Genomic DNA, 21,641 nt, shown 5'->3' with positions numbered 1-21,641 from the left:
TTTCCCATAGAACACCCGCCTCAATAAAAATCTACTAACCACATATTTTTTAATCTACGGCTGGCAGTAAAAGAATACCTGCTCCAGAATAAGCAAGGTAAACGACGTCAGCGTAGCACCTTTAGAATTAATGATAACGGAGATGTACCATGAAACTTGGTAGACTAACCTTATTTTTTGGGGTCGGCTTAACTATCCTTTCGGCAAACGCACAAACCAATGATGATGAAGATGGTCGCTTTGCATTTGGAGGGTATGGTGAGACGACTTACACTCGTACTGAAGATGTAGTTGATAGCTTTAAGACTAAATTTGTTCCAATTTTTCTAGTAAAAGTATCCGATAAACTTCATGTTGAAGCTGAATTAGAGTTTTCGATAGGTGAAGACGGTGAAACGGAAACAGAACTAGAATACGGTGATATTCATTATTTCATTAATGATCAATGGACTTTTACCGCAGGGAAGTTTTTACTCCCTTTTGGGCAGTTCGGTGCAAACCTACATCCTAGCTGGATAAATAAATTGCCCTCTGTACCCGGAACCTATGGTGGACACGGTGGCAATGGACTAATGTCGGGTGTTATACCAGTGCTCAGTGATACGGGGGTTGCAATCCAGTTTACCCAACCTATCGGCAAGCATAGTAAATGGTTTTTTGATCTTTATTTGGTGAATGGAGCTAGAGAAGAGGTTGAAGAACACTCTGAAGAAGCGGAGGTGGGTGAAATTGATGGGCATGGGGAAAATCTATTTCCAGAAATTGAGTTTGAAGGTGGTAGTTCAGACAACAATGATAACAAAGCGCTTGGTGGACGAGTTGGTTTAGCCTTCCTTCCTGAGTGGGAAGTAGGGTATTCGTTCTATCGGAGTAAATACGATGCCTCGGGAGATTTAAGCTATAACGCATCGGCATTTGATATCAACTGGATTAGTGATTATGTTTCGGTTCGCGGAGAATATATTCGAAGCGAGGCTGACGCCTTAGTTGAAGAATTGCACGAAGGCGAATACGTAGATGAGCTGTATCGTATTGACCGCTCCGGTTGGTATATTCAAGGAACTTATAGTCTGCGCCAGCTAAATATTGAGTCATTAAATACTGTAGAGGCTGTGGTGAGGCACAGTCGATTAAAGGGTATAGACGAAGGTGAGCGCTGGACCTATGGAGTTAACTATTGGCTTTCGCCTAGTACAGCTCTGAAATTTGCCTTTGAAGACACCAAGATGTTCAACGGTGATAAAGATACTCGTGTCTTTGCACAATTTGCTTACGGTTTTTGAGGAGAATATCAATGAATTTCGCTAAATTATTTTTTACAGTCACTTTTGCTGTTATCTCTATTCAGGCTCATGGAGTAGAAGTAGGTAGTGGCGCAGAAATATATAATGACAATTGTGCTCGTTGCCACAATCCACGTCCTATTCAGGAGTTTACAGGAGCGGACTGGTCGGTGATAGTTCCTCATATGCGAGAGAAAGGGCACCTTACAGGCGAAGAAGCACGTGTTTTAGAAAAATACATTCAGGACATGTTGGAACCGTCAGAAAGCGCTAGTCAAAAATCTGAATCCGCTTTGGATGAATTACCCGATGGACGAACTCTTGTTTCCCGATTTGGGTGTATGGGCTGTCATAGCTTCGATGGTTCTGGTGGGAGCATAGGTCCCGCTCTCGATAATATTGTTGCTCAAAGAGGAAAGGATTTTGTTAAAGCTAAGTTAAAAAACCCACAGTTTAATAATCCTGCTTCAGCAATGCCAAGAATATCACTGAGTGAGGAACAAATTGAATCGATTATAGAATATCTTGAAAAGTAAACACAGAGCCACAGGTCAAGTTATTGTATCAGCTTGACCTGTGTGTAGAGTAAAGCATGTATTCGATTAATGCTTGGTTTTGAAACACGAAGAGTTTGACGAGTGTGAAAAGCTACACTATTAAGTGTATAAAAAAATTAACATTACAAACACAATAGTTGTTGTGATGCATAGATATGGAACACATCAGTCTATTTAAAGTCTATTAGGTGAAATACTATGAATTCAGCTAACCATGGTAAGCGACGATTTCTTACCATAGCAACTTCTTTTATAGCAGGGGCCGGATTGGTGGGTCTTTCTATACCTTTTATTAAGTCTTGGAATCCGAGTGCGCAGACTAGGGCTGAAGGAGCGCCTGTAAAGGTTGATGTATCAAAAATTGATCCGGGGTTTATGGTGACCGTAAAATGGCGAAGCAAACCTGTTTGGGTTCTAAGAAGAACGGAAGAACAAGTCAAAGGCTTAAGTAATACTAATCATATTACCCGATTGCGTGACCCTGACTCAATTATTGAACATCAACCCGAGTATGCGCGAAATTCATTGCGTAGTATTCGAGATGAAATCTTAGTTGTAGTTGGCATATGCACTCATCTTGGTTGTGTGCCTAAATATCAACCTTATGGGGTTCAGGATGACTACCACGCAATGTACTTTTGTCCTTGCCATGGTTCCAAATTCGATTTGGCAGGGCGAGTTTATAAAAGTGTACCCGCACCATCAAATTTGATTATTCCACCTCACCGTTATGTAGACGAAAACCTGTTGGAGATTGGCGTTCATCAGAGACCAGTTTGAAAATGAGAACGAAACATGAATAGATGAGAAACTTAACTGACGTTTATAAGGAGAGTTCTCCTTGGATTATTTGCTCGCTAACAACTTTCAGATATACCCTCTCGATTAACACCTTTTGTTTGCTCTGGCGAACCATCAGGCTATTTAACTAGGCAATAGTTTCCGTTGTATATTATGTTGCTGATCAACTATATTTGGTATCGACATGGAGAACATTGATTAACTAACTAATAATCACAGGAATAATTATTGATGGAAACGCTATGGATTATTTTTATATTGCTTGTTATTACCCGGCTATGTGGTGCGATAGCGGCACGACTCAGTTTGCCTGTACTAGCCGGTGAAATTATTGCAGGTGTCATGCTTGGGGTGTTGATTGGCTGGATTGGTAAGGACTGGGAATTATTTAATCTTAACGATAGTCATCACTTTATGACTTTAGCCGACTTAGGGATTTTCTTTCTCATGCTTCTAGGTGGTCTTGAAATGCAACCTCAAGAATTGCTGGAGTCTCGCTTTACTGCTTTGTCAGTTGCAATTTTGGCCATGCTTATTCCTTTGGTGTCAGGGTTTGGAATAGCCTGGCTATGGCTTCCCAGTTCGGAGTTCCAATTTGCACAATCCTTTTTTGTCGGAACAGCACTCGCAATAACCGCAGTTCCAGTTACAATTAAAGTTCTTATTGATATGAAGATGTTAAAGACTGCTATAGGAAAGCTGATTGTCTCAGCAGCAGTTATTGATGATCTTCTTAGTTTGATTTTACTAAGTATACTTACAGCAATTTTAAATACAGGGAGACTACCTAGTGCTAATGACATTATAATCATATTTGGTCAAACGTTTTTATTTGTCTCTCTCGTATATTTCTTGGGACGATGGCTAGTAAAGCCAACAGCACGTTATATTAACCGTCTCGGGATTGAAGAGATGGTTTTCAGTTTCCTCTTAATCCTTGGTACTATATTTGCTATGATCGCCGAAGTACTGGGGCTACATTTTATTCTGGGCGCGTTTGCAGCAGGACTTTCTTTTGGACGGAATACCATTAATCAAAAAGTTTTTAAAGACGTAAAAAAGAAAGTTTCTGCGATCACTACAGGTTTTTTAGCTCCAATATTTTTTGCATCGATTGGGATGGAAATAGAATTGTCAGCGATTACAGAAACACCTTTATTTTTGATTACTTTAATTACTATCGCGTTTCTCGGTAAAATCTTAGGTGCAGCCATTCCATGTTATCTTTTTGGCTATTCAATAAGGCAGTCAGTCTCGGTGGGGGTTGCAATGAGTTCGCGTGGTGTAGTGGAGTTGATTATTGCTGGTATTGCGTTGAGAGCAGGCTTATTTGAAGTGAGTGACACTAGTAGCTCTCAGATTGTGGAAAACTTATTCTCAACCATTGTCCTTGTGGCGATTATTACTACCTTAGTAGCTCCCATAGGTTTTAGACTTCTCCTTTCTCAACAGGTAAAGAAAAAAAGAGCAAATGATGCTGGTGGGAATAATCTTGAGTGAGTTTTATGGAAGTTAAAAAGTCTTTGCCAGTAGGGACGAGGAGCAATTCACTAAGTTCACTTTGATTTTGGTAAAAAAAGTGTAAAGGTGGTTGTATTCTGGTTCGAAGCTGCCTCGACATATCCTCTGTGCGCATCAACAATAGAGCGTACTATTGCTAACCCCAATCCTACCCCTTCACTTTGTCGCTTTCTTGATGGATCTGCACGATAAAAACGATCGAACACTCTTGGAAGGTGTTCCGTGGAGATTGGGGAGGCTGGGTTAATCACACTAAGAGATACTTCGTCTTCCGTTGGTGTGTTAAGCTGAATTTTAATCCATTGACCTTCAGGAGTATGACGAATAGCATTTGATAAAAGGTTTGATATGGCTCTGCGAATCATGGAACGATCACAATGAATAGATGAAGCCTGGCCCTCTAGAGACAGACTAATATTTTTTTCATCTGCTAATGCTTCAAAGAATTCAAACAAGTCTTTTATTTCACCAGCTAGATCTAAGTTCACTAGAGTGGGTTTGAGAAAGCCATGGTCACTTTTTGCTAGCCAAAGCATGTCGTTGACCATCTTGGCTAGGCGTTCTTGCTCCTCTAAATTTGAGTAGAGTAATTCACGATATTCGTTGAGGGTTCTAGCCTTTCCTAATACTACCTGTGTTTGGGTGATTAGATTAGTCAGAGGGGTTCTCAATTCGTGTGCTATATCTGCAGAAAAATGTGATAGACGAGCAAAACTTTCTTCTAATCTCTCCATCATCTGATTAAATGCGGTAGCAAGGTCCTGCAACTCTAAGGGTAACGTATTAATGTTTAGTCGTACATGGAGGCGATCAACTTGAATTTTACGCATGTTCTCGGAAAGCCCACGTAAAGGAGCATGTCCCTGATGAACTCCTAACCAGGTGGCAAGGAGAGTAATCCCGCCAGTGAATAACATAATTAGCCACAAACTACGACGAAATCCTGACAAAAACTGTATGTGAAAGCTCATGTCGATTCCTGTTACAACTCTGTATTCTTTGCCATTACTGATAAGGCTTGTGACAACACCACGATAGGTTTTTCCATTTCTCTTCCAAGCACTTAAGCCTTCTGCTTGAATAGGGTTTACCGGTGGTAATGTTGAAATAATCTCTGAGAAATCGACATCGGGTGTATTAAATATTGGCTGGGTGCCATCGTCTCCCCAGACCTCAAAGTATACACCATGATGTCCGGATACTGCATTAGATAAGGTATTCTGTTGCTGGTATAACTCTTCTGTGCTTTGTATGGCTTCAAATATTGCACTGTTTATTACCGTTAACTCTTCTGCGTCCTGCTCAGCAAAATGCCGCTCTACTGTACTTAAAACTAAACTGCCGATCAGTAGCAAGCTGACGCCAATAGCCAGTGCAACAAAGACCATGACTCTTGTAGTTAACGATAGAGGTCTTCGTTCAGGCAAAATCATTATCTGATTCAGCATCTAGCATGTAACCCATACCTCGCACGGTATGAATTAGTTTTGTTTCAAAGTTGTCGTCGATTTTGGCTCTTAATCGTCGAATGGCTACATCAATGACATTAGTGTCCGAATCAAAGTTCATGTCCCATACCTGCGAAGCAATAAGTGAGCGTGGTAACACCTCACCTTGGCGCCTTACTAACAATTCCAAAAGGCAGAACTCCTTGTGACTTAGGTTGATTTTGTAGCCTGACCGTTCGACTCGATGCTTGATTAGGTCAAGGGTAAGATCGGAGATCTTGAGTTGATTTGAGCTTGGCGGAGAGGCTCCTCTTCGTAATAATGTACGTACACGAGCTAGAAGCTCAGCAAATGCAAAAGGTTTCACTAAATAGTCATCTGCGCCAAGCTCCAGCCCTTTGACGCGGTCATCTACACTATCACGAGCAGTAAGAAACAATACTGGTGTTCGGCCTCCGATTTGGCGCAGTGCTTTTACTATTTGCCAACCGTCTACGTCAGGAAGCATTACATCAAGAATTATCAGGTCAAAGGATTCGGTCATAGCTAAATGGTGACCATCAAGCCCATTTCGTACAAGGACAACCACGAAGCCAGCTTCACCTAAGCCTTGTCGCAAGTAATCCCCTGTTTTCGGTTCGTCCTCAACCAGTAGTAGCTTCATAAATACTCTCGTTATATATCTCGTCAATATTTTAAACAAACTGATCCAACCACAAGATTACCTAAAGATTACATTTTTGTAATCATGGAGTCATCTAACTGTTACTGATATTTGATATATTACTACGAAAGTAGTTAGCACGCTAAAGAATAACTGGTGTGCAGAAAATATTAAGATACGACCAAGGAGTCATTTAATGAAACATCAATTGTTTAATATCGTTTTAACTATATCTGTTCTAGTATTCACATCATCTGTTCAAGCTCACGATCCGAAAGAGCATATGAAAGAAGTTGAAAAACCTAACTGTGAGAGCATGAAAGCTGATGAACACTCAAAAATGGATATGAAAGATCCCGTAATTCAAGCCATGATGAAAAAGTGTCAACAGGAAATGAAGCATGACCAAGAAGACATAGGCTCAGAATATAATGAGCATGGTAGTAAAACTGAGGGAACAGAATCTTCAAAAAAACATCAGCATTAAGTCTAGCATATGTGTCTTACTAAGGAGGCAACATGGCTGTTTCGTGCGTTAAGTGTATAGTTATTACTATTGGTGTAGCTGTTGTGGGTGGTATAGGCTTCTTGTATTCTGGGTTCTACCAAGTTGGTGCTGACAATCAACATAATGGCTTCACTTACTGGGCTTTAGAAACTTTACGTGAGCGCTCAATTTCACGAGCTTCCTCTAATATTAAGGTACCGCCCGATCTTGATAATCCTAACCGTTTATTGGTAGGTGGAGCAGATTATAATGATATGTGCTCAGGCTGCCACCTAAAACCAGGTAAAGTTGAGAGCGATCTTGCCTTAGGGCTTTACCCGGCACCTCCAAACCTAACCGATACCGTGCAGCAAATTGTTGCATCGGATGAACAGGCTCGGCGGCGTTTTTGGATCATTAAACATGGTATCAAGGCTTCAGGTATGCCTGCCTGGGGTGTAGGGCATGACGATGAACGGATCTGGAATATGGTGGCTTTCTTACAACGTCTTCCAGACTTGTCGCCTGAGCAATACCAAATTTTGACTGCTCGCGGAACTGCGAGTCAAGATGTTCATTAACAGAAGAATATCTAATATTACTACAAATAAAATGCCGGAGTTAAATACAAGACTGTAAATGATGAGGACATGATGCGATGGACAAGCCAATCAAACAAGACCGTAGACGGTTTATCAAGTCCGTTGTTGGAGCAGGGGCTGTGTTTGCCTTAGCTAGAATAGTACCCACCTGGGCCAATTCAGCCGGGCGAAGCTATGGTGATAAGATCAAGTTAGATAGCGTTGTAGATCTGCATATTCATCAAGAAGAAATGAGTATCGGTGGCCAAGTTGGTAGACCAATAACCATTAACGGAAGTATGCCCGGTCCCCTAATAAGATTGAAAGAAGGGCAAAGAGCCCGGCTGAATGTCACCAACGCTCTTGATGAGGATACATCAATTCACTGGCATGGCATTATTCTCCCAGAGAACATGGATGGTGTTCCTGGAGTTAGCTTTCCCGGTATAAAGCCGGGAGAGACCTTCCACTACGAGTTCGATGTTAAGCAAAATGGAACATATTGGTATCACAGTCACTCAGGACTGCAGGAACAGCTAGGCCACCTGGGCCCTCTTGTGATTGACCCAGCCGATGAGGATTTAGGTGCGGATAGAGAACACGTTATTATTCTAAGTGATTGGACATTTGAAGACCCTTATGAGGTATTCCGCAACCTGAAAGTGGCTGAAGGATATTATAATTACCAGCAACGAACATTAAGTGACACTCTAAACGATATCCGTCGTCAGGGGCTAGGAAAAACTTGGGAAGAGCGAGCCATGTGGAACAGAATGCGTATGAGCTCGCGGGATCTTTTGGATGTAACTGCCTCCTCCTATACCTATCTTATGAATGGTCTTGATAACGAATCTAACTGGACGGCTCTATATAAACCTGGTGAAAAAATTAGGCTAAGAGTTATTAACGGCTCTGCCATGTCTTTTTTTGACTTTCGAATTCCTGGCTTGGAAATGACTGTGGTTTCTGCAGATGGTCAGCCTGTAAAGCCAGTCACAATAGATGAGTTTCGAATCGGTGTGGCGGAAACCTATGATGTTATTGTGCAACCGAAAGGTGGTAAAGCTTATACTTTATTTGCAGAAAGCATGGATCGTAGTGGCTATGTGCGTGGCACGTTAGCAACAGAATTAGGCCTAGAGGCGGCAGTTCCCGAATTGCGGCCAGTGCCAGAACGAGATATGGCAGCTATGGGGATGTCGCATGAAAAGGATGATATAAATATGGATTTTTCTGAAAGAAGTCAATCCAGCATGACGTCCCATCATCAGAAGCATGAGGACCATGGTAAAAAAATGGCTAAGAGAGCATCTCCACCATCAGCTCCCGACTTGGATTTCAAGCATGCAGAGGATGAACATGGCTCGGGTGCAGCTATGATTGCCAGAAATCCTGTCAGTCGGTTGAACGAAGCAGGTGTGGGTCTTGACGGTGTAAGTCATCGCGTTTTGGTTTATGGTGATCTTATTGGTGCCCATTCTTGGCCTGATGAAAGGGAACCGGCGCGTGAAATCGAGCTCCACCTTACAGGCAATATGGAAAGGTACATGTGGTCTTTTGATGGTGTGAAGTTTACCGAAGTCGATGGGCCAGTAAAGTTTAGCTATGGTGAGCGTCTGCGTTTGATCATGGTAAATGATACTATGATGGAGCATCCAATTCATTTGCATGGTATGTGGATGGAACTTGAGAATGGGCAGTATCCTCGACCAAGAAAACATACTATGAGTCTCAAACCCAGCGAGATTGTCTCATTACTAATTAGTGCTGACTCTCGTGGTAGTTGGGCCTTTCATTGTCATCTCCTTTATCACATGAAGGCGGGAATGTTCCGAGTTGTCAATGTTAGCTGAGAAAATGCCATGAAAGTACTAAATAATTTTATAATCCTTGGGCTGGCAGGAATGTGCGCTTCCGCATTCGCCAATCATGCTGAAGATAATTGGCCAGAGCCTATAAAAGAGTATAGAACTGGGCAAGTTCTATTTGATCGACTCGAAGTTATTCGCACGAATAATGATGATGATCAGTTGGTATGGGATATGCTAGCTTGGTATGGTGGTGATGAGAATCGCATATATTTCAAAAGTGAAGGAGAAAGTACATGGGATGATGGCGAGCCTGTATATCTAGAGAGTACAGAGTTGCTAGCTAGTCATTTAATTTCTCCATTCTGGGAATTACAAGGAGGTGTTGGTACTCGCGGAACAGTAGGTTCGGATGCCAATCGTGAAAACTACTTGGTGTTTAGTTTATTCGGGTTAGCACCATATCAGTTTGAAATGGATAACTCCATTACGATAAATGAAGATGGTGATATTTCTATGAGTCTAGAGGCTGAATATGATGTACGTTTGTCTCAAGTGTCGTATATACAGCCACGTATAGAAATGGCTGCATCATTAAGTGACGCTGAAGAGTACAAGCGCCCTAAAGGTTTAAACAACATTCGTCTCGGATTGCGTTATCGCTATGAACTGTCCAGAGAATTCGCACCTTACATAGGCGTTTACTGGAGTCGAGCATTGGGAGATATGGCCGAACAAATAAAGGCTGAAGGAAAAAACGTATCAGAAACTGGTATCATGATAGGGGTTCGACTGTGGTTTTAGCCAATACTTTAATTATTGATACAATTCAAATCTAGAGGGACGGTTGTGGAAAAAAACCGAACAACAGAATATCAAAAAGAAAGCTTAACGTTATCCGGAACTGTGATGCTTGGAACTGGAGTCATGATTGGTGCGGGTATATTTGCGCTTACGGGGCAGATGGCTCAGATGACAGGGGTTCTTTTTCCACTTGCGTTTCTCGCCGCTGCCGTGATTATAAGTTTCAGCGCGTATTCCTATATAAAGATTTCTAATACCTGGCCTTCCGCTGGTGGCATCGGTATGTATCTACATAAAGCTTATGGTAACCGTCTGCCCACCGCATTTAATGCTCTACTAATGTATTTTTCGATGGTAATTGCTCAGAGCTTTTTGGCTCGTACTTTCGGAGCCTATACGATGCAGCTTTTTGGGGGGGATGAGACTGGTCGCATGGTACCCATTCTGGGTGTATCGCTAATACTGGCAGCTTTTTTACTCAATCTGCTTGGCAATCGGATGATACAAGGTACTGCATCATTCATCGGGTTTCTGAAAATTGGAGGGATATTGATTTTCGGACTGGCGGGAGTTTGGATTGCTGATAGCCTGTCAGTTGACTTCTCAACCTCGGGAGAAACAGGAAGCATCGGTAACTTCCTTGGAGCAACCGCTCTCGGCATACTGGCTTTTAAAGGCTTCACAACTATCACAAACAGTGGCTCTGAAGTGAAAGAGCCTCATCGGAATATCAGTCGTGCCATTATAATCTCTATTGTGATCTGTGTGGTCATTTACACACTGGTTGGTTTTGCCGTAGCTAGCAATTTATCATTAGCAGAAATCATTGAAACACAAGATTACTCCCTTGCAGCGGCAGCACGCCCAGCACTGGGCGATTACGGTGTCTGGTTTACGGTCGCTATAGCCATGACGGCAACGGCAGGCGGCATTCTCGCCAGTATTTTTGCAGTATCACGTATGTTGGCCATGCTGACCGAGATGAAATTGGTTCCCCATAGTCACCTTGGTATGCCTGGCAATATCCAAAAGCATACCTTGGTCTATACAGTAGCTCTTGGACTATTCCTGACAGCCTTTTTTGATCTTTCACGGATTGCTGCTTTGGGTATTGTATTCTACCTAATTATGGATGTTGCTATTCATTGGGGGATTCTTCGTTATTTACGGGAGGACGTGAAAGCTAAAGCGTGGGTCCCAGCCACGGCCATTCTACTGGATTTACTCGCGCTTGGTGGTTTTGTTTGGGTCAAAATTAACACCGATCCGTTTGTAATTGGGGTTGCGGTAGCAACAATGCTTGTCATTGCCATTGCCGAGCTATTTTTTCTGAGACATTCTACAGCAAGCACAGGTAGCAAACAGCATGATCACTAGGTCTGTACTTACTGTTTATTCCCGAATGGCTGTAGGTAATAACTTAAGATTACACAAATGTAACCTTGGGGTAATAATTGAGTAAGTTGTAATCTGTTATAGTACTTACGTGTTTTTACTAGCGTATCTGTCTTTTTAGTAAAGATTATCGTATTTATGCTAGTTTCTATTATAGATAATATTTAGGTGACTTGGTTGACGATAGATGTACGTGGATTCTGCTTTACACTATTCATAATTTTCGTTGTGAATAATGTTTCAGCTACTTCCGACTATTGTAATGTGTCTCTTGACTCAACATATACTGTTGATTCTTTGAATAGCCAAGCACACTTAGCTCATACTTATTCAGAGGCAGAAAAGAATACTCATATATGTTGTTCTGGGGATCAAATAGAAGGTGATTGCTTTATGGGTGGTTGTTTGCCCATCATACAATATGTAGAAAATTTACAGTTAGATACTATGAGTTATTCTGACGCTGCTTGTTCGCAAATCTTTTTATTCTCACCCCCTCCTTATTTCCCTCTTATAAAACCTCCTATTTAATCGAATATAAATTACTTTCATTCTATTCTTTATATAAACAACACTCTTACTATTAATCATAGATTGGTTTAAATGATTAGTTACATATTAATGTATGTGCCATTAGAAATGGCATTGAAACAGGAGGCAGTATGCTTCGATTTATTTTGAAAGGTTTGATGATATGGCTACCAATATTCGTTTTTCTTGTAGGCTGCAATCAGGAGTCCAGTAACTCACACACTTCTGAACAAACTACCACAGATATTGAAACGGTAACGGTTTATAAAAGTCAATCGTGCGGTTGCTGTAAAAAATGGATCGATCACCTTGAAGTGGGTGGGTATAAAGTCATGACCCAACATCCAAATGATTTATTAGCTGTAAAAGAGCGATTTGGAATAGCACCCAATTTACGCTCGTGCCATACAGCTGTATCTTCAGATGGTTACGTCTTTGAGGGCCACATTTCCATTCGTTATATTCAGCAATTTTTGGCCAATCCACCAAGTGATTCTATAGGGCTGTCTGTGCCTGCTATGCCAGTAGGTAGTCCAGGAATGGAGTTTGGCAATAAGTTTATGCCTTATCAGATATTGCTTATGAAAAAAGACGGCACTTCTGAGGTATTTATGCAAGTTGATAGCAAACACCAGCAATATCAGTTAGAAGAAAAACAGGAAATGAACCCATGAAAATACTTACTACAATTCTTATCGCACTACTTGGCATTGGAGTAGAGAGAGCTGTCGCTGAATTTGTTCCAGAAAGCCTAACGTTAGAAGATACGGTGAGAATTGCTATTGAAACTGATCCTTGGCTCCGCAGCAGTAAATATACCGAAGAAGCACTAAATAACGAAGCTATTGCCTCATCAAGTTTACCAGATCCGCGCATGAGCCTTATGGCGGGAAACTTTCCTGTAGATAGCTTTGATACTAACCAAGAAGCTATGACCCAATTGTCGGTGGGTATTAGCCAAATGTTTCCACGTGGAGATAGTCTCGTATTAGCTAAGAAGCAGAAAAAGCAGCTTGCAATGCAGCATCCGTTCTTACGACTTGATCGACGAGCTAAAGTAACCGCCATGGTAACTCAACTATGGCTTGAAGTGTTCAAGGCACAGGAGAGTATTCGATTGATCGAACTAGACCGCGCATTGTTTGAGCAATTAGCAGATGCAGCTGAATCCAGTTACTCCTCAGCTCTAGGGCGGGCACACCAGCAGGATATTATTCGTGCGCAACTGGAGCTGACACAATTATCTGATCGGCTAACAGTGCTCAAGCAACAACAGGAGAGTGCACAGAAGCGACTGTCCGAATGGATTGGTGTATATGCTACGGTACGCTTGAGCTCGTCATTGCCATCAAACTCCATCTCGAAGTCGCTGGTAGTTCCCACCAATGCGCAGGACAGTGAGAATATGCAGTACAAATTGATTAGCCATCATCCAGCATTGAAAGCGTTGGGACAAAGAATCAACGCAACACAAACGAGTATTGAGCTTGCTAAACAGAAATACAAACCTGAGTGGGGGGTTACAGCCCAATATGGCTATAGGGCCAGCGATCCACTCGGGCGTGATAGAGCAGATTTGTTCTCTATTGGCGTTAGTTTCGATCTGCCTATTTTTACAGATAACCGGCAGGATCAGGAGGTTAGCGCAGCGGTAAACCGGACTGAGGCTATTAAAGCTGAGAAGTACTTGCTAGGCCGTAGACTGATGGCGGAATTGGAAACTGCAAGTGCAGAACTGGAACGTCTTGATGAACGCCACGCGCTTTATACTGAACAATTACTGCCCCAAATGGCAGAGCAGGCTGAGGCTTCGCTGAGTGGCTACAAAAATGACGATGGTGACTTTTCCGAAGCTGTGCGAGCCAGAATCGCTGAGCTAAATGCCAAGATTGACGCGCTAGCCATTGCAGTTGAACGTCAAAAAACTATCGCCCAAATCAATTACTTACTTACTCAAGAGTCAGATGATGCTCGGTCAGTAATATCGTTTTAAAGGAGTTTAACATGAAAGCAGTACAGAAAACCCTAATGGTCGCGTTAGTTAGTGCCTTACTTGGTGCATCTGCCGTTTGGCTACTGAGTAGCAATAATGAAACGATCTCAACAGCTTCAAACGATGAGCGCAAACCTATTTACTGGGTGGCTCCGATGGATGCAAATTATAAGCGTGACAAACCTGGAAAATCACCAATGGGGATGGACTTAATCCCTGTGTATGAGAGTGGTAGCGATAATGGTGAAGTCGGCACCGTCTTAATCTCCCCAGAGGTAACCAACAATCTTGGGGTGCGCACTGCGACTGTGCAATCCGGGCGACTGAGTCTTAATGTTCAAACCGTCGGTTATGTTCAGTACAACGAGAACAAACTGGTTCATATCAGTCCACGAGTAGAAGGCTGGGTCGAAAAACTCTATGTACGGGCGATTGGTGATCCGGTTAAGGCGGGTGAGCCTTTATATAGCCTATATTCACCCACACTTGTTAACGCTCAGGAAGAGTTACTCTTGGCATCGAAACGAGGTAATCAGGTATTAATAAATGCAGCTGTTCAAAGGTTGTTAGCGCTTCAGGTAGCGCAGGCTGACATTGATAGGCTGCGAAAAACTCGAAAGGTTACTCAGACTATTACCATTACCGCGCCACAATCTGGGGTATTGGATAGCCTCGCGGTGCGAGAAGGTATGTTTATTAATCCTGGTATGAGCTTGATGAGTATCGGCCAGCTTGAGCATCTTTGGGTCATTGGAGAGGTATTTGAACGTCAGGCAAGTTTGGTCCAAGAGGGCGATCAGGTAAGTCTGTGGTTGGACTATCTGCCTGGTCGTGAATGGACAGGCCAGGTTGATTATGTTTATCCCTCTTTAAACACAAAGACTCGAACCGCACAAGTTCGGGTGCAGGTCAATAATTCTGATACCTTACTAAAACCTGGTATGTTTGCACAGATGGAGATTAACACTCGGAAGGGATCGGAAGCACTGCTAATTCCGCGAGAAGCCCTAATTCGAACTGGGGGGCAAGCTAGAGTAGTGTTAGCGCTCGGCGATGGCAAGTTTAAATCAGTGGCCGTTGATGTGGGTCGAGAAGGCGTTCGAAAGCTAGAGATTACTAGTGGTCTAAATGCCGGTGAGCGCATCGTCACCTCTGCACAATTCCTGATAGACTCGGAATCAAGTAAAACCTCTGATTTCATGCGTATGACTCAGCAGGACAGCGGGGCAAACAAAGAAGCTAATACCGAGGTCAATTCGGTCTGGACTGAAGCGCAAGTTGAGAGTCTCATGCCTGGTCATCGTATGATAACCTTAAAGCATGAGGCAATTCCCGACTGGAAATGGCCTGCGATGACCATGGACTTTAACATTGCTACAGGGGTAGATATTGATACTCTCAAACAGGGAATGCGCTTGCATGTGAAGCTCACCAAATACAGTAGTGATGATTACCGCTTGACCGAGATACAGATCCTAGACCAAGAGGCAACAGAGGACTCTAACCCTATTGAAATGAATCATAGCCAACACAAGGGTATGAGTCACGGTGAAACACCAATACTAGAATCCAATCAGCATGAAAATATGAATCACGACAATCACGAACAAAAGGGGCAATATCATGATTGAGTCAGTGATCCGTTGGTCCATCCGCAACCGTTTCTTTGTGCTATTGGCCACTTTAATGCTTGTAGGCATTGGCCTGTATTCCCTTAAGAATACGCCAGTGGACGCTCTCCCCGATTTGTCGGATGTACAGGTCATCATCAAAACCAGCTATCCCGGCCAAGCACCACAGGTAGTGGAGGATCAGGTAACTTACCCTCTTACCACCTCTATGCTTTCAGTCCCCGGTGCTGTGACTGTACGTGGATATTCCTTCTTTGGTGATTCATATGTGTACGTTATCTTCGATGAAGACACAGATGCTTATTGGGCGCGCTCACGAGTCCTGGAGTATCTGTCACAAGTTGCACCAACATTACCAACCAGCGCCCGCCCACAATTGGGCCCGGATGCTACCGGTGTTGGTTGGGTTTACTTATACGCTTTGGTTGACCGCACCGGTAAACACGATCTTAGCCAGTTACGTAGTCTGCAGGACTGGTTTTTGAAGTACGAGTTACAAACCGTTCCAGGTGTTTCAGAAGTCTCTTCACTTGGCGGTATGGTCAAGCAGTATCAGGTAAAAGTAAACCCTGAGAAATTACGTGCTTTCGGTATCCCTCTATCTCATATTCAAACAGCAATTAAACGTGGTAATCAGGAAGTGGGGGCCTCAGTGATAGAGATGGCAGAAGCCGAATATATGATACGTGCAAGTGGTTATATTCAAGGAATTGAAGATTTGGCAACCATCCCGCTTGGGGTTGACAGTAATGGTACGCCTTTACTACTAAGGGACGTAGCAGAAATTGAAGTAGGGCCACAGATTCGCCGTGGTATAGCGGAACTCAACGGTGAGGGTGAAACCGTTGGTGGCATCGTTGTGATGCGTATGGGTGAAAACGCGCAGAAAACTATCAATGGTGTTAAAGCTAAACTTGAGAAACTTAAGGCTGGGTTGCCCGAGGGCGTGGAAGTGGTTACCGTTTATGACCGCTCAGGACTAATCGAACGAGCAGTCGAAAATCTTTGGCATAAGTTACTCGAGGAGTTTTTAGTAGTAGCTTTAGTATGCATGATCTTTCTATTTCATATTCGTTCTTCTTTGGTTGCGATAATTAGCTTACCGGTCGGAATTCTGACAGCTTTTATCGTTATGCATTGGCAGGGGTTAAATGCCAATATCATGTCATTGGGAGGTATTGCTATTGCCATTGGGGCTATGATCGACGGTGCTATTGTGATGATTGAGAACATGCACAAACACATGGAGAGAACTCCGCTAACAGACAAAAACCGTTGGCAAATAGTAACAGAATCGGCTGCTGAAGTGGGGCCTGCATTATTCTTTAGTTTGTTGATTATCACAGTGAGTTTTGTTCCGGTCTTTACCTTGGAAGCTCAAGAGGGGCGAATGTTTAGCCCTTTGGCATTTACCAAGACTTATGCGATGGCAGCCAGTGCTGCGCTTGCAGTAACGCTAGTTCCTGTACTGATGGGGTACTTTATCCGCGGAAAGATATTACCTGAAAACAAAAACCCCATTAATCGGGTTCTCACGGGGCTCTATATGCCCGCATTAAAAACAGTCCTACGCTTTCCCAAAGTAACATTAGCCCTAGCTTTATTATTAACTTTAGTAGGGTTCTGGCCAGTCAATAAAATTGGGAGCGAATTTATCCCTAACTTGGACGAAGGAGACTTAATGTATATGCCTACTACCTATCCAGGTTTGTCGATTGGTAAGGCTCGTGAAGTTCTGCAACAAACAGATAAGTTGATTGCCACTATCCCTGAAGTTAAAACAGTCTTTGGAAAGATTGGCCGTGCTGAAACAGCTACTGACCCTGCACCGCTAACTATGATTGAAACGTTCATACAACTGAAACCCAAGAACGAATGGCGAGAGGGTATGACTACCGATAAGCTCAAAAAGGAAATGGATGCGCTGATAAAATTTCCTGGTTTAACTAACGCTTGGGTAATGCCAATCAAGACCCGCATCGATATGCTTGCTACCGGTATCAAAACACCAGTAGGTATAAAGGTCGCGGGTGAGGAACTAAAAGAAATTCAACAAATTGGCCAGCAACTGGAGCAGATTCTAAAGGATGTACCCGGTACCGCCTCTGTCTATTCTGAGCGAGTAGCTGGCGGACGCTACATTAAGGTAGACATTCAGCGCGAGAAAGCAGCCAGATATGGACTCAATATTGCTGATGTACAACAAGTAGTTGCAACCGCTATAGGTGGCATGAATGTGACACAGACAGTAGAAGGTTTGGAGCGGTATCCAGTGAACCTGCGCTATCCACAAGACTATCGCAACTCACCGGAGCAGATCGGATTATTACCGATAGTTACATCCAGCGGTCAACGTATCGCGTTAGCAGATGTGGCGAAAATTTACGTTGAGGACGGTCCTCCAGCCATTAAAAGTGAAAACGCACGGCTTAATGGCTGGACCTTTGTGGATATTGAGAATGTGGACGTAGGAACGTACGTGAAAGCTGCAATGGAAACTGTTCAGCAACGGCTAGATTTGCCGGCAGGTTACTCTGTGACCTGGTCTGGTCAGTACGAATACATGCTTCGGGCCAAAGAAAAGCTAACCTATGTTGTGCCTTTGACTTTACTCATCATTATAGTATTGCTGTATATGAACTTCCGAAGTTTTGCTGAAGTAGCCATTATTATGGGTACTTTACCGTTGGCCATGATTGGCTCTTTCTGGCTTATGTATCTACTTGGCTATAACTTTTCAGTGGCCGTGGGAGTAGGCTTTATTGCTCTCGCTGGGGTTGCGGTGGAGATTGGTGTCATTATGCTGGTATATCTTAATCAGGCTTATGTCCGCATGCAGATAGAATGTGAAGCTGAAGGTACTACACCAAAACGAGATGAGTTGCATCATGCAGTGTTGCATGGTGCAGGGCAACGTGTACGACCAGTGATGATGACAGCGGCGGCAATTGTTGTTGGCTTATTACCGATCATGTACGGTAGTGGTACTGGCTCAGAAGTAATGAGTCGTATTGCAGCACCTATGGTTGGTGGCATGCTTAGTGCGGTTCTTTTGACTTTGCTGGTATTACCAGCAGTTTACTTTTTGTGGCGTGAACGTGTGTTACGTGATTAGTGCTTTTATTCAGGTGCAAGGACGCACCATCAGGAAAGCATGTGTTGTCAATCTTAAGAATTGTATCAGGAGCAATGATCTAGATCAAAAGGAAGGTGTTGCTTACACGTTACTATAAGAGGCAGAAGATTAGAGTCAGGTGCTGTTTATTTCTATCGTGTATGTCTTCTGAGTTATTGCAGTTGACCTATGTGCTGCACGCAGGTAGTAGACTGTCAAGCGACACTTAATTTCAGGGATTTAAAAATATAAGTCCTGTTTTAGAGGAATAGTTATGCGAGTAAGAGAGCTAGCCACCAGCCTTGATATAACACCGGACACGGTACGTTATTACACTCGGATTGGGTATTTGAAACCCATCAAAAACCCAAGAAATGGGTATAAAGAGTTTTGCAAGAAAGACTGGCAAAGGCTTCGCTTTATTCTGAGCGCCAGACAGATAGGTTTTTCGGTTAACGATATTGGTCAGATTCTTAAGGAGGCCGATATGCAAAAAACTCCTTGCCCAACAACAAGGAGGATAATGGAACTTAGATTACGTGGAACCGAGCAGAGATTTCGTGAAACTGCTTTACTCAGAACAAAGATAAAAACTGCACTAAAGATTTGGAAAGATAAACCAGATCAAGCTCCTACAGGAAAAATGATCTGTTATTTAATTGAGGAGTTTAGTGCTCGACAAGTGGAGAATGCATCAGTATGAAAGAACATAGGCAAGAAAATATCAGTTCCTTTGTGACTGTGAAAAGCGAAGAGCAGGGTGCTCAGGTCGGTATGTTGGAACTGTTGGTTGAAGGAGCGAGTTGTGGTAGCTGCGTCAGAAAAATTGAAAGGGCATTGTTGGCTATTCCTGGAGTTGAGAGTGCTGAGATGAATTTTGCTCAGCGTACAGTAAGCGTGACTGGCAATGTAGAGGCATCTGCTTTAATTAAGGCGGTAGAAAAGGCCGGTTATAATGCCAAACTTACCGCTATTGAGAGCGAAGATGATGCATTAAAGGAAAAAGAAAAAGCCGATCAAGTTTATTATAAGCGTTTGGTGAAGGAAACTTGGATTGCCCTCTCACTGGGTATCCCCTTAATGGCCTACGCACTAATTACTGGTGAAGTTAACGTTAACACTACAACAGAGCGTATAGCGTGGCTAATAGTGGGCATATTGACATTTGGTGTTCTCTACTTTTCTGGTAAACATTTTTTTGTCGGTGCCTGGAAGTCCTTTCTTAATCATTCCGCCAATATGGATACGCTGATAGCGCTTGGAACCGGCACTGCATGGTTGTACTCAATGGTAGTGGTATTTTTTCCAGGCAGTGTACCCGATCAGGCACGCCATGTTTACTTCGAGGCTACTGCGATAATTATAGGCTTGATTGACCTTGGTCTAGCGCTGGAAATTAAAGCACGTGGTCGGACTTCGGATGCTATCAAGAGACTGATCGGACTGCAGGCAAAAACGGCTCGAGTGGTCCGTGATGGCAAAGAGTTGGATATCGCCATTGACCAGGTCTTAATAGATGATGTAGTGAGGGTACGTCCGGGTGAAAAAATTCCTGTTGATGGAGAGGTGATTGAAGGGCATACAGCAATTGACGAATCAATGCTAACTGGCGAGCCAATGCCGGTTGAAAAGAGCCAGGGTGATACCATAGCAGCGGGCACCATTAATAAATCTGGTTCGATTCTTTTTAAAGCTACGCGGGTTGGCAAAGACACTGCATTAGCGCAGATTATCAATATGGTAAAGCGCGCGCAAAATTCTAAACCTCCTATTGGCCGCCTAGCTGATGTGATTTCAGCATATTTTGTACCGGTGGTTATGATTATTGCTGTAATAAGCGCCTTGACTTGGCTTAATTTTGGACCTGAACCGGCAGTAGCTTTCGCCATTGTATCAGCTACTACGGTCTTGATTATCGCTTGCCCCTGCGCGCTGGGACTGGCAACACCAATGTCGGTGATGGTGGGTGTAGGTAAGGCAGCGGAGGCAGGTGTATTAATTCGTAACGGAGAAGCCTTGCAAATGGCATCGAAGATATCGGCAATGGTTCTTGATAAAACCGGTACCATTACCTTGGGAGCTCCCAAGGTCACCGATGTGCTGGTGGCCGGTGAGCATGATCAGCAGTCCGTTTTACGGTTGGCTGCAACGCTTGAGTCAGGCTCTGAGCATCCTTTAGCTATGGCTATTGTAGAGAGTGCTAAGGATAGAGGTATCGAAACTGGCAAGGTATCCAATTTTAACGCCATTGCCGGACATGGGGTGCAGGCCGAAGTGGAGGGTAAAACTCTGTTGTTTGGCAATGAAAAACTCATGCACGAACGAAATATTTATCTTGGAACCTTCATTGAAAAAGCTCAATCATTGGCTTCCGATGCAAAAACACCAATGTATTTTGCGGTAGATAATCAATTAGCAGCCATTATTGCCGTGGCCGATCCTATCAAAGAAGACTCAATTGCTGCCATTAAGCGCCTCCAGCATAACGGCATCCGGGTGGTTATGCTTACTGGTGATAATCGAGCCACAGCCAAAGCCGTAGCGGAAAAAGCGGGTATAAAAGAATTTTTTGCCGAAGTATTGCCCGAAGAAAAATCCAAGAAGGTGCAAGAGTTGCAAATGGAAGGCGAAGTAGTAGGTATGACAGGTGACGGCATCAATGATGCCCCTGCTTTAGCGATTGCTAATGTCGGTTTTGCCATCGGTACGGGTACTGATGTGGCCATTGAAAGTGCGGACATCACTTTGATGCGCGGTTCGCTGCACGGCCTTGCCGATGCCATAGCTGTTAGCAAGGCGACATTGCGCAATATTAAACAGAATTTATTCGGTGCCTTTATCTATAACGTGGCTGGTGTGCCCTTCGCGGCTGGAGTTTTGTATCCGTTTTTGGGCATGTTACTAAACCCTGTTATCGCAGGAGCTGCGATGGCATTTTCATCACTAACCGTCGTGACTAATGCCAACCGACTGCGTTTATTTAAAGCGCAGGAACACTAATTTCAAGAGTAGAAGGAAAGCA

At 43.3% G+C, this 21,641-nt stretch carries 17 protein-coding genes; 15 read left to right on the top strand and 2 right to left on the bottom strand.

Annotated features, from left to right (window positions below):
* Positions 1-149 precede the first annotated feature (149 nt).
* The 4 genes from ACYTXU_RS05275 to ACYTXU_RS05260 all read left to right on the top strand — a co-directional run bounded on the left by ACYTXU_RS05275 (position 150) and on the right by ACYTXU_RS05260 (position 4,141).
* Positions 150-1,283 (top strand): porin, encoded by a 1,134-nt coding sequence (locus tag ACYTXU_RS05275; protein ID WP_462208902.1) that lies wholly within the window; start codon positions 150-152, stop codon positions 1,281-1,283.
* A gap of 11 nt (positions 1,284-1,294) precedes the next feature.
* Positions 1,295-1,819, top strand: a complete 525-nt coding sequence (locus tag ACYTXU_RS05270) for a c-type cytochrome (RefSeq protein ID WP_012801218.1) — start codon at positions 1,295-1,297, stop codon at positions 1,817-1,819.
* Between the two features lie 219 nt (positions 1,820-2,038).
* Positions 2,039-2,620: a ubiquinol-cytochrome c reductase iron-sulfur subunit gene (gene petA / locus ACYTXU_RS05265; RefSeq protein WP_462208900.1), complete on the top strand. Its 582-nt coding sequence runs from the start codon at positions 2,039-2,041 to the stop codon at positions 2,618-2,620.
* A 252-nt stretch (positions 2,621-2,872) separates the two neighbouring features.
* On the top strand, positions 2,873-4,141 hold the full coding sequence (locus tag ACYTXU_RS05260) for a cation:proton antiporter (protein WP_462209362.1): 1,269 nt from the start codon (positions 2,873-2,875) through the stop codon (positions 4,139-4,141).
* 56 nt (positions 4,142-4,197) lie between these two features.
* Here ACYTXU_RS05260 and ACYTXU_RS05255 read toward each other — a convergent pair whose 3' ends face one another.
* A complete protein-coding gene (locus ACYTXU_RS05255; RefSeq protein WP_462209360.1) occupies positions 4,198-5,550 on the bottom strand; it encodes a heavy metal sensor histidine kinase in 1,353 nt (450 codons plus the stop codon).
* 31 nt (positions 5,551-5,581) lie between these two features.
* On the bottom strand, positions 5,582-6,274 hold the full coding sequence (locus ACYTXU_RS05250; RefSeq protein ID WP_462208898.1) for a heavy metal response regulator transcription factor: 693 nt from the start codon (positions 6,272-6,274) through the stop codon (positions 5,582-5,584).
* A gap of 196 nt (positions 6,275-6,470) precedes the next feature.
* Between ACYTXU_RS05250 and ACYTXU_RS05245 the strand changes: the two genes are divergently transcribed.
* From ACYTXU_RS05245 to ACYTXU_RS05195, 11 genes are all read left to right on the top strand, one after another.
* The gene (locus tag ACYTXU_RS05245; protein ID WP_012801223.1) at positions 6,471-6,761 is read left to right on the top strand and encodes a hypothetical protein; all 291 of its coding nucleotides are present in this window, start codon (positions 6,471-6,473) and stop codon (positions 6,759-6,761) included.
* Positions 6,762-6,793: 32 nt separating this feature from the next.
* On the top strand, positions 6,794-7,342 hold the full coding sequence (locus tag ACYTXU_RS05240; RefSeq protein WP_012801224.1) for a c-type cytochrome: 549 nt from the start codon (positions 6,794-6,796) through the stop codon (positions 7,340-7,342).
* A gap of 77 nt (positions 7,343-7,419) precedes the next feature.
* Positions 7,420-9,195 carry a copper resistance system multicopper oxidase gene (locus ACYTXU_RS05235; RefSeq protein ID WP_462208896.1) on the top strand — a complete coding sequence of 592 codons (1,776 nt, stop codon included), beginning with the start codon at positions 7,420-7,422 and terminating at the stop codon, positions 9,193-9,195.
* Between the two features lie 9 nt (positions 9,196-9,204).
* Positions 9,205-9,954: a copper resistance protein B gene (locus ACYTXU_RS05230; RefSeq protein WP_012801226.1), complete on the top strand. Its 750-nt coding sequence runs from the start codon at positions 9,205-9,207 to the stop codon at positions 9,952-9,954.
* A gap of 105 nt (positions 9,955-10,059) precedes the next feature.
* Positions 10,060-11,331 carry an APC family permease gene (locus ACYTXU_RS05225; RefSeq protein WP_462209358.1) on the top strand — a complete coding sequence of 424 codons (1,272 nt, stop codon included), beginning with the start codon at positions 10,060-10,062 and terminating at the stop codon, positions 11,329-11,331.
* 680 nt (positions 11,332-12,011) lie between these two features.
* The gene (locus ACYTXU_RS05220) at positions 12,012-12,554 is read left to right on the top strand and encodes a DUF411 domain-containing protein (protein ID WP_012801229.1); all 543 of its coding nucleotides are present in this window, start codon (positions 12,012-12,014) and stop codon (positions 12,552-12,554) included.
* Entirely contained in the window at positions 12,551-13,873 is a 1,323-nt protein-coding gene (locus tag ACYTXU_RS05215; RefSeq protein WP_462208895.1) for a TolC family protein, read from the top strand. The genes ACYTXU_RS05220 and ACYTXU_RS05215 overlap by 4 nt, the downstream gene beginning before the upstream one ends.
* An 11-nt stretch (positions 13,874-13,884) precedes the next feature.
* Positions 13,885-15,504, top strand: coding sequence for an efflux RND transporter periplasmic adaptor subunit (locus tag ACYTXU_RS05210; protein WP_462208893.1), 1,620 nt, complete (start codon positions 13,885-13,887; stop codon positions 15,502-15,504).
* Positions 15,497-18,619 (top strand): efflux RND transporter permease subunit, encoded by a 3,123-nt coding sequence (locus ACYTXU_RS05205; RefSeq protein ID WP_462208891.1) that lies wholly within the window; start codon positions 15,497-15,499, stop codon positions 18,617-18,619. Before ACYTXU_RS05210 ends, ACYTXU_RS05205 begins: the two co-directional genes overlap by 8 nt.
* A gap of 274 nt (positions 18,620-18,893) precedes the next feature.
* On the top strand, positions 18,894-19,322 hold the full coding sequence (locus tag ACYTXU_RS05200) for a MerR family transcriptional regulator (RefSeq protein WP_012801233.1): 429 nt from the start codon (positions 18,894-18,896) through the stop codon (positions 19,320-19,322).
* Between the two features lie 71 nt (positions 19,323-19,393).
* Positions 19,394-21,619 (top strand): heavy metal translocating P-type ATPase, encoded by a 2,226-nt coding sequence (locus tag ACYTXU_RS05195; protein ID WP_407635485.1) that lies wholly within the window; start codon positions 19,394-19,396, stop codon positions 21,617-21,619.
* The last annotated feature ends 22 nt before the right edge of the window (positions 21,620-21,641 follow it).

The sequence above is a fragment of the Kangiella sp. M94 genome (assembly GCF_054926195.1).
This window is presented reverse-complemented; position numbering and strand designations above follow the sequence as displayed.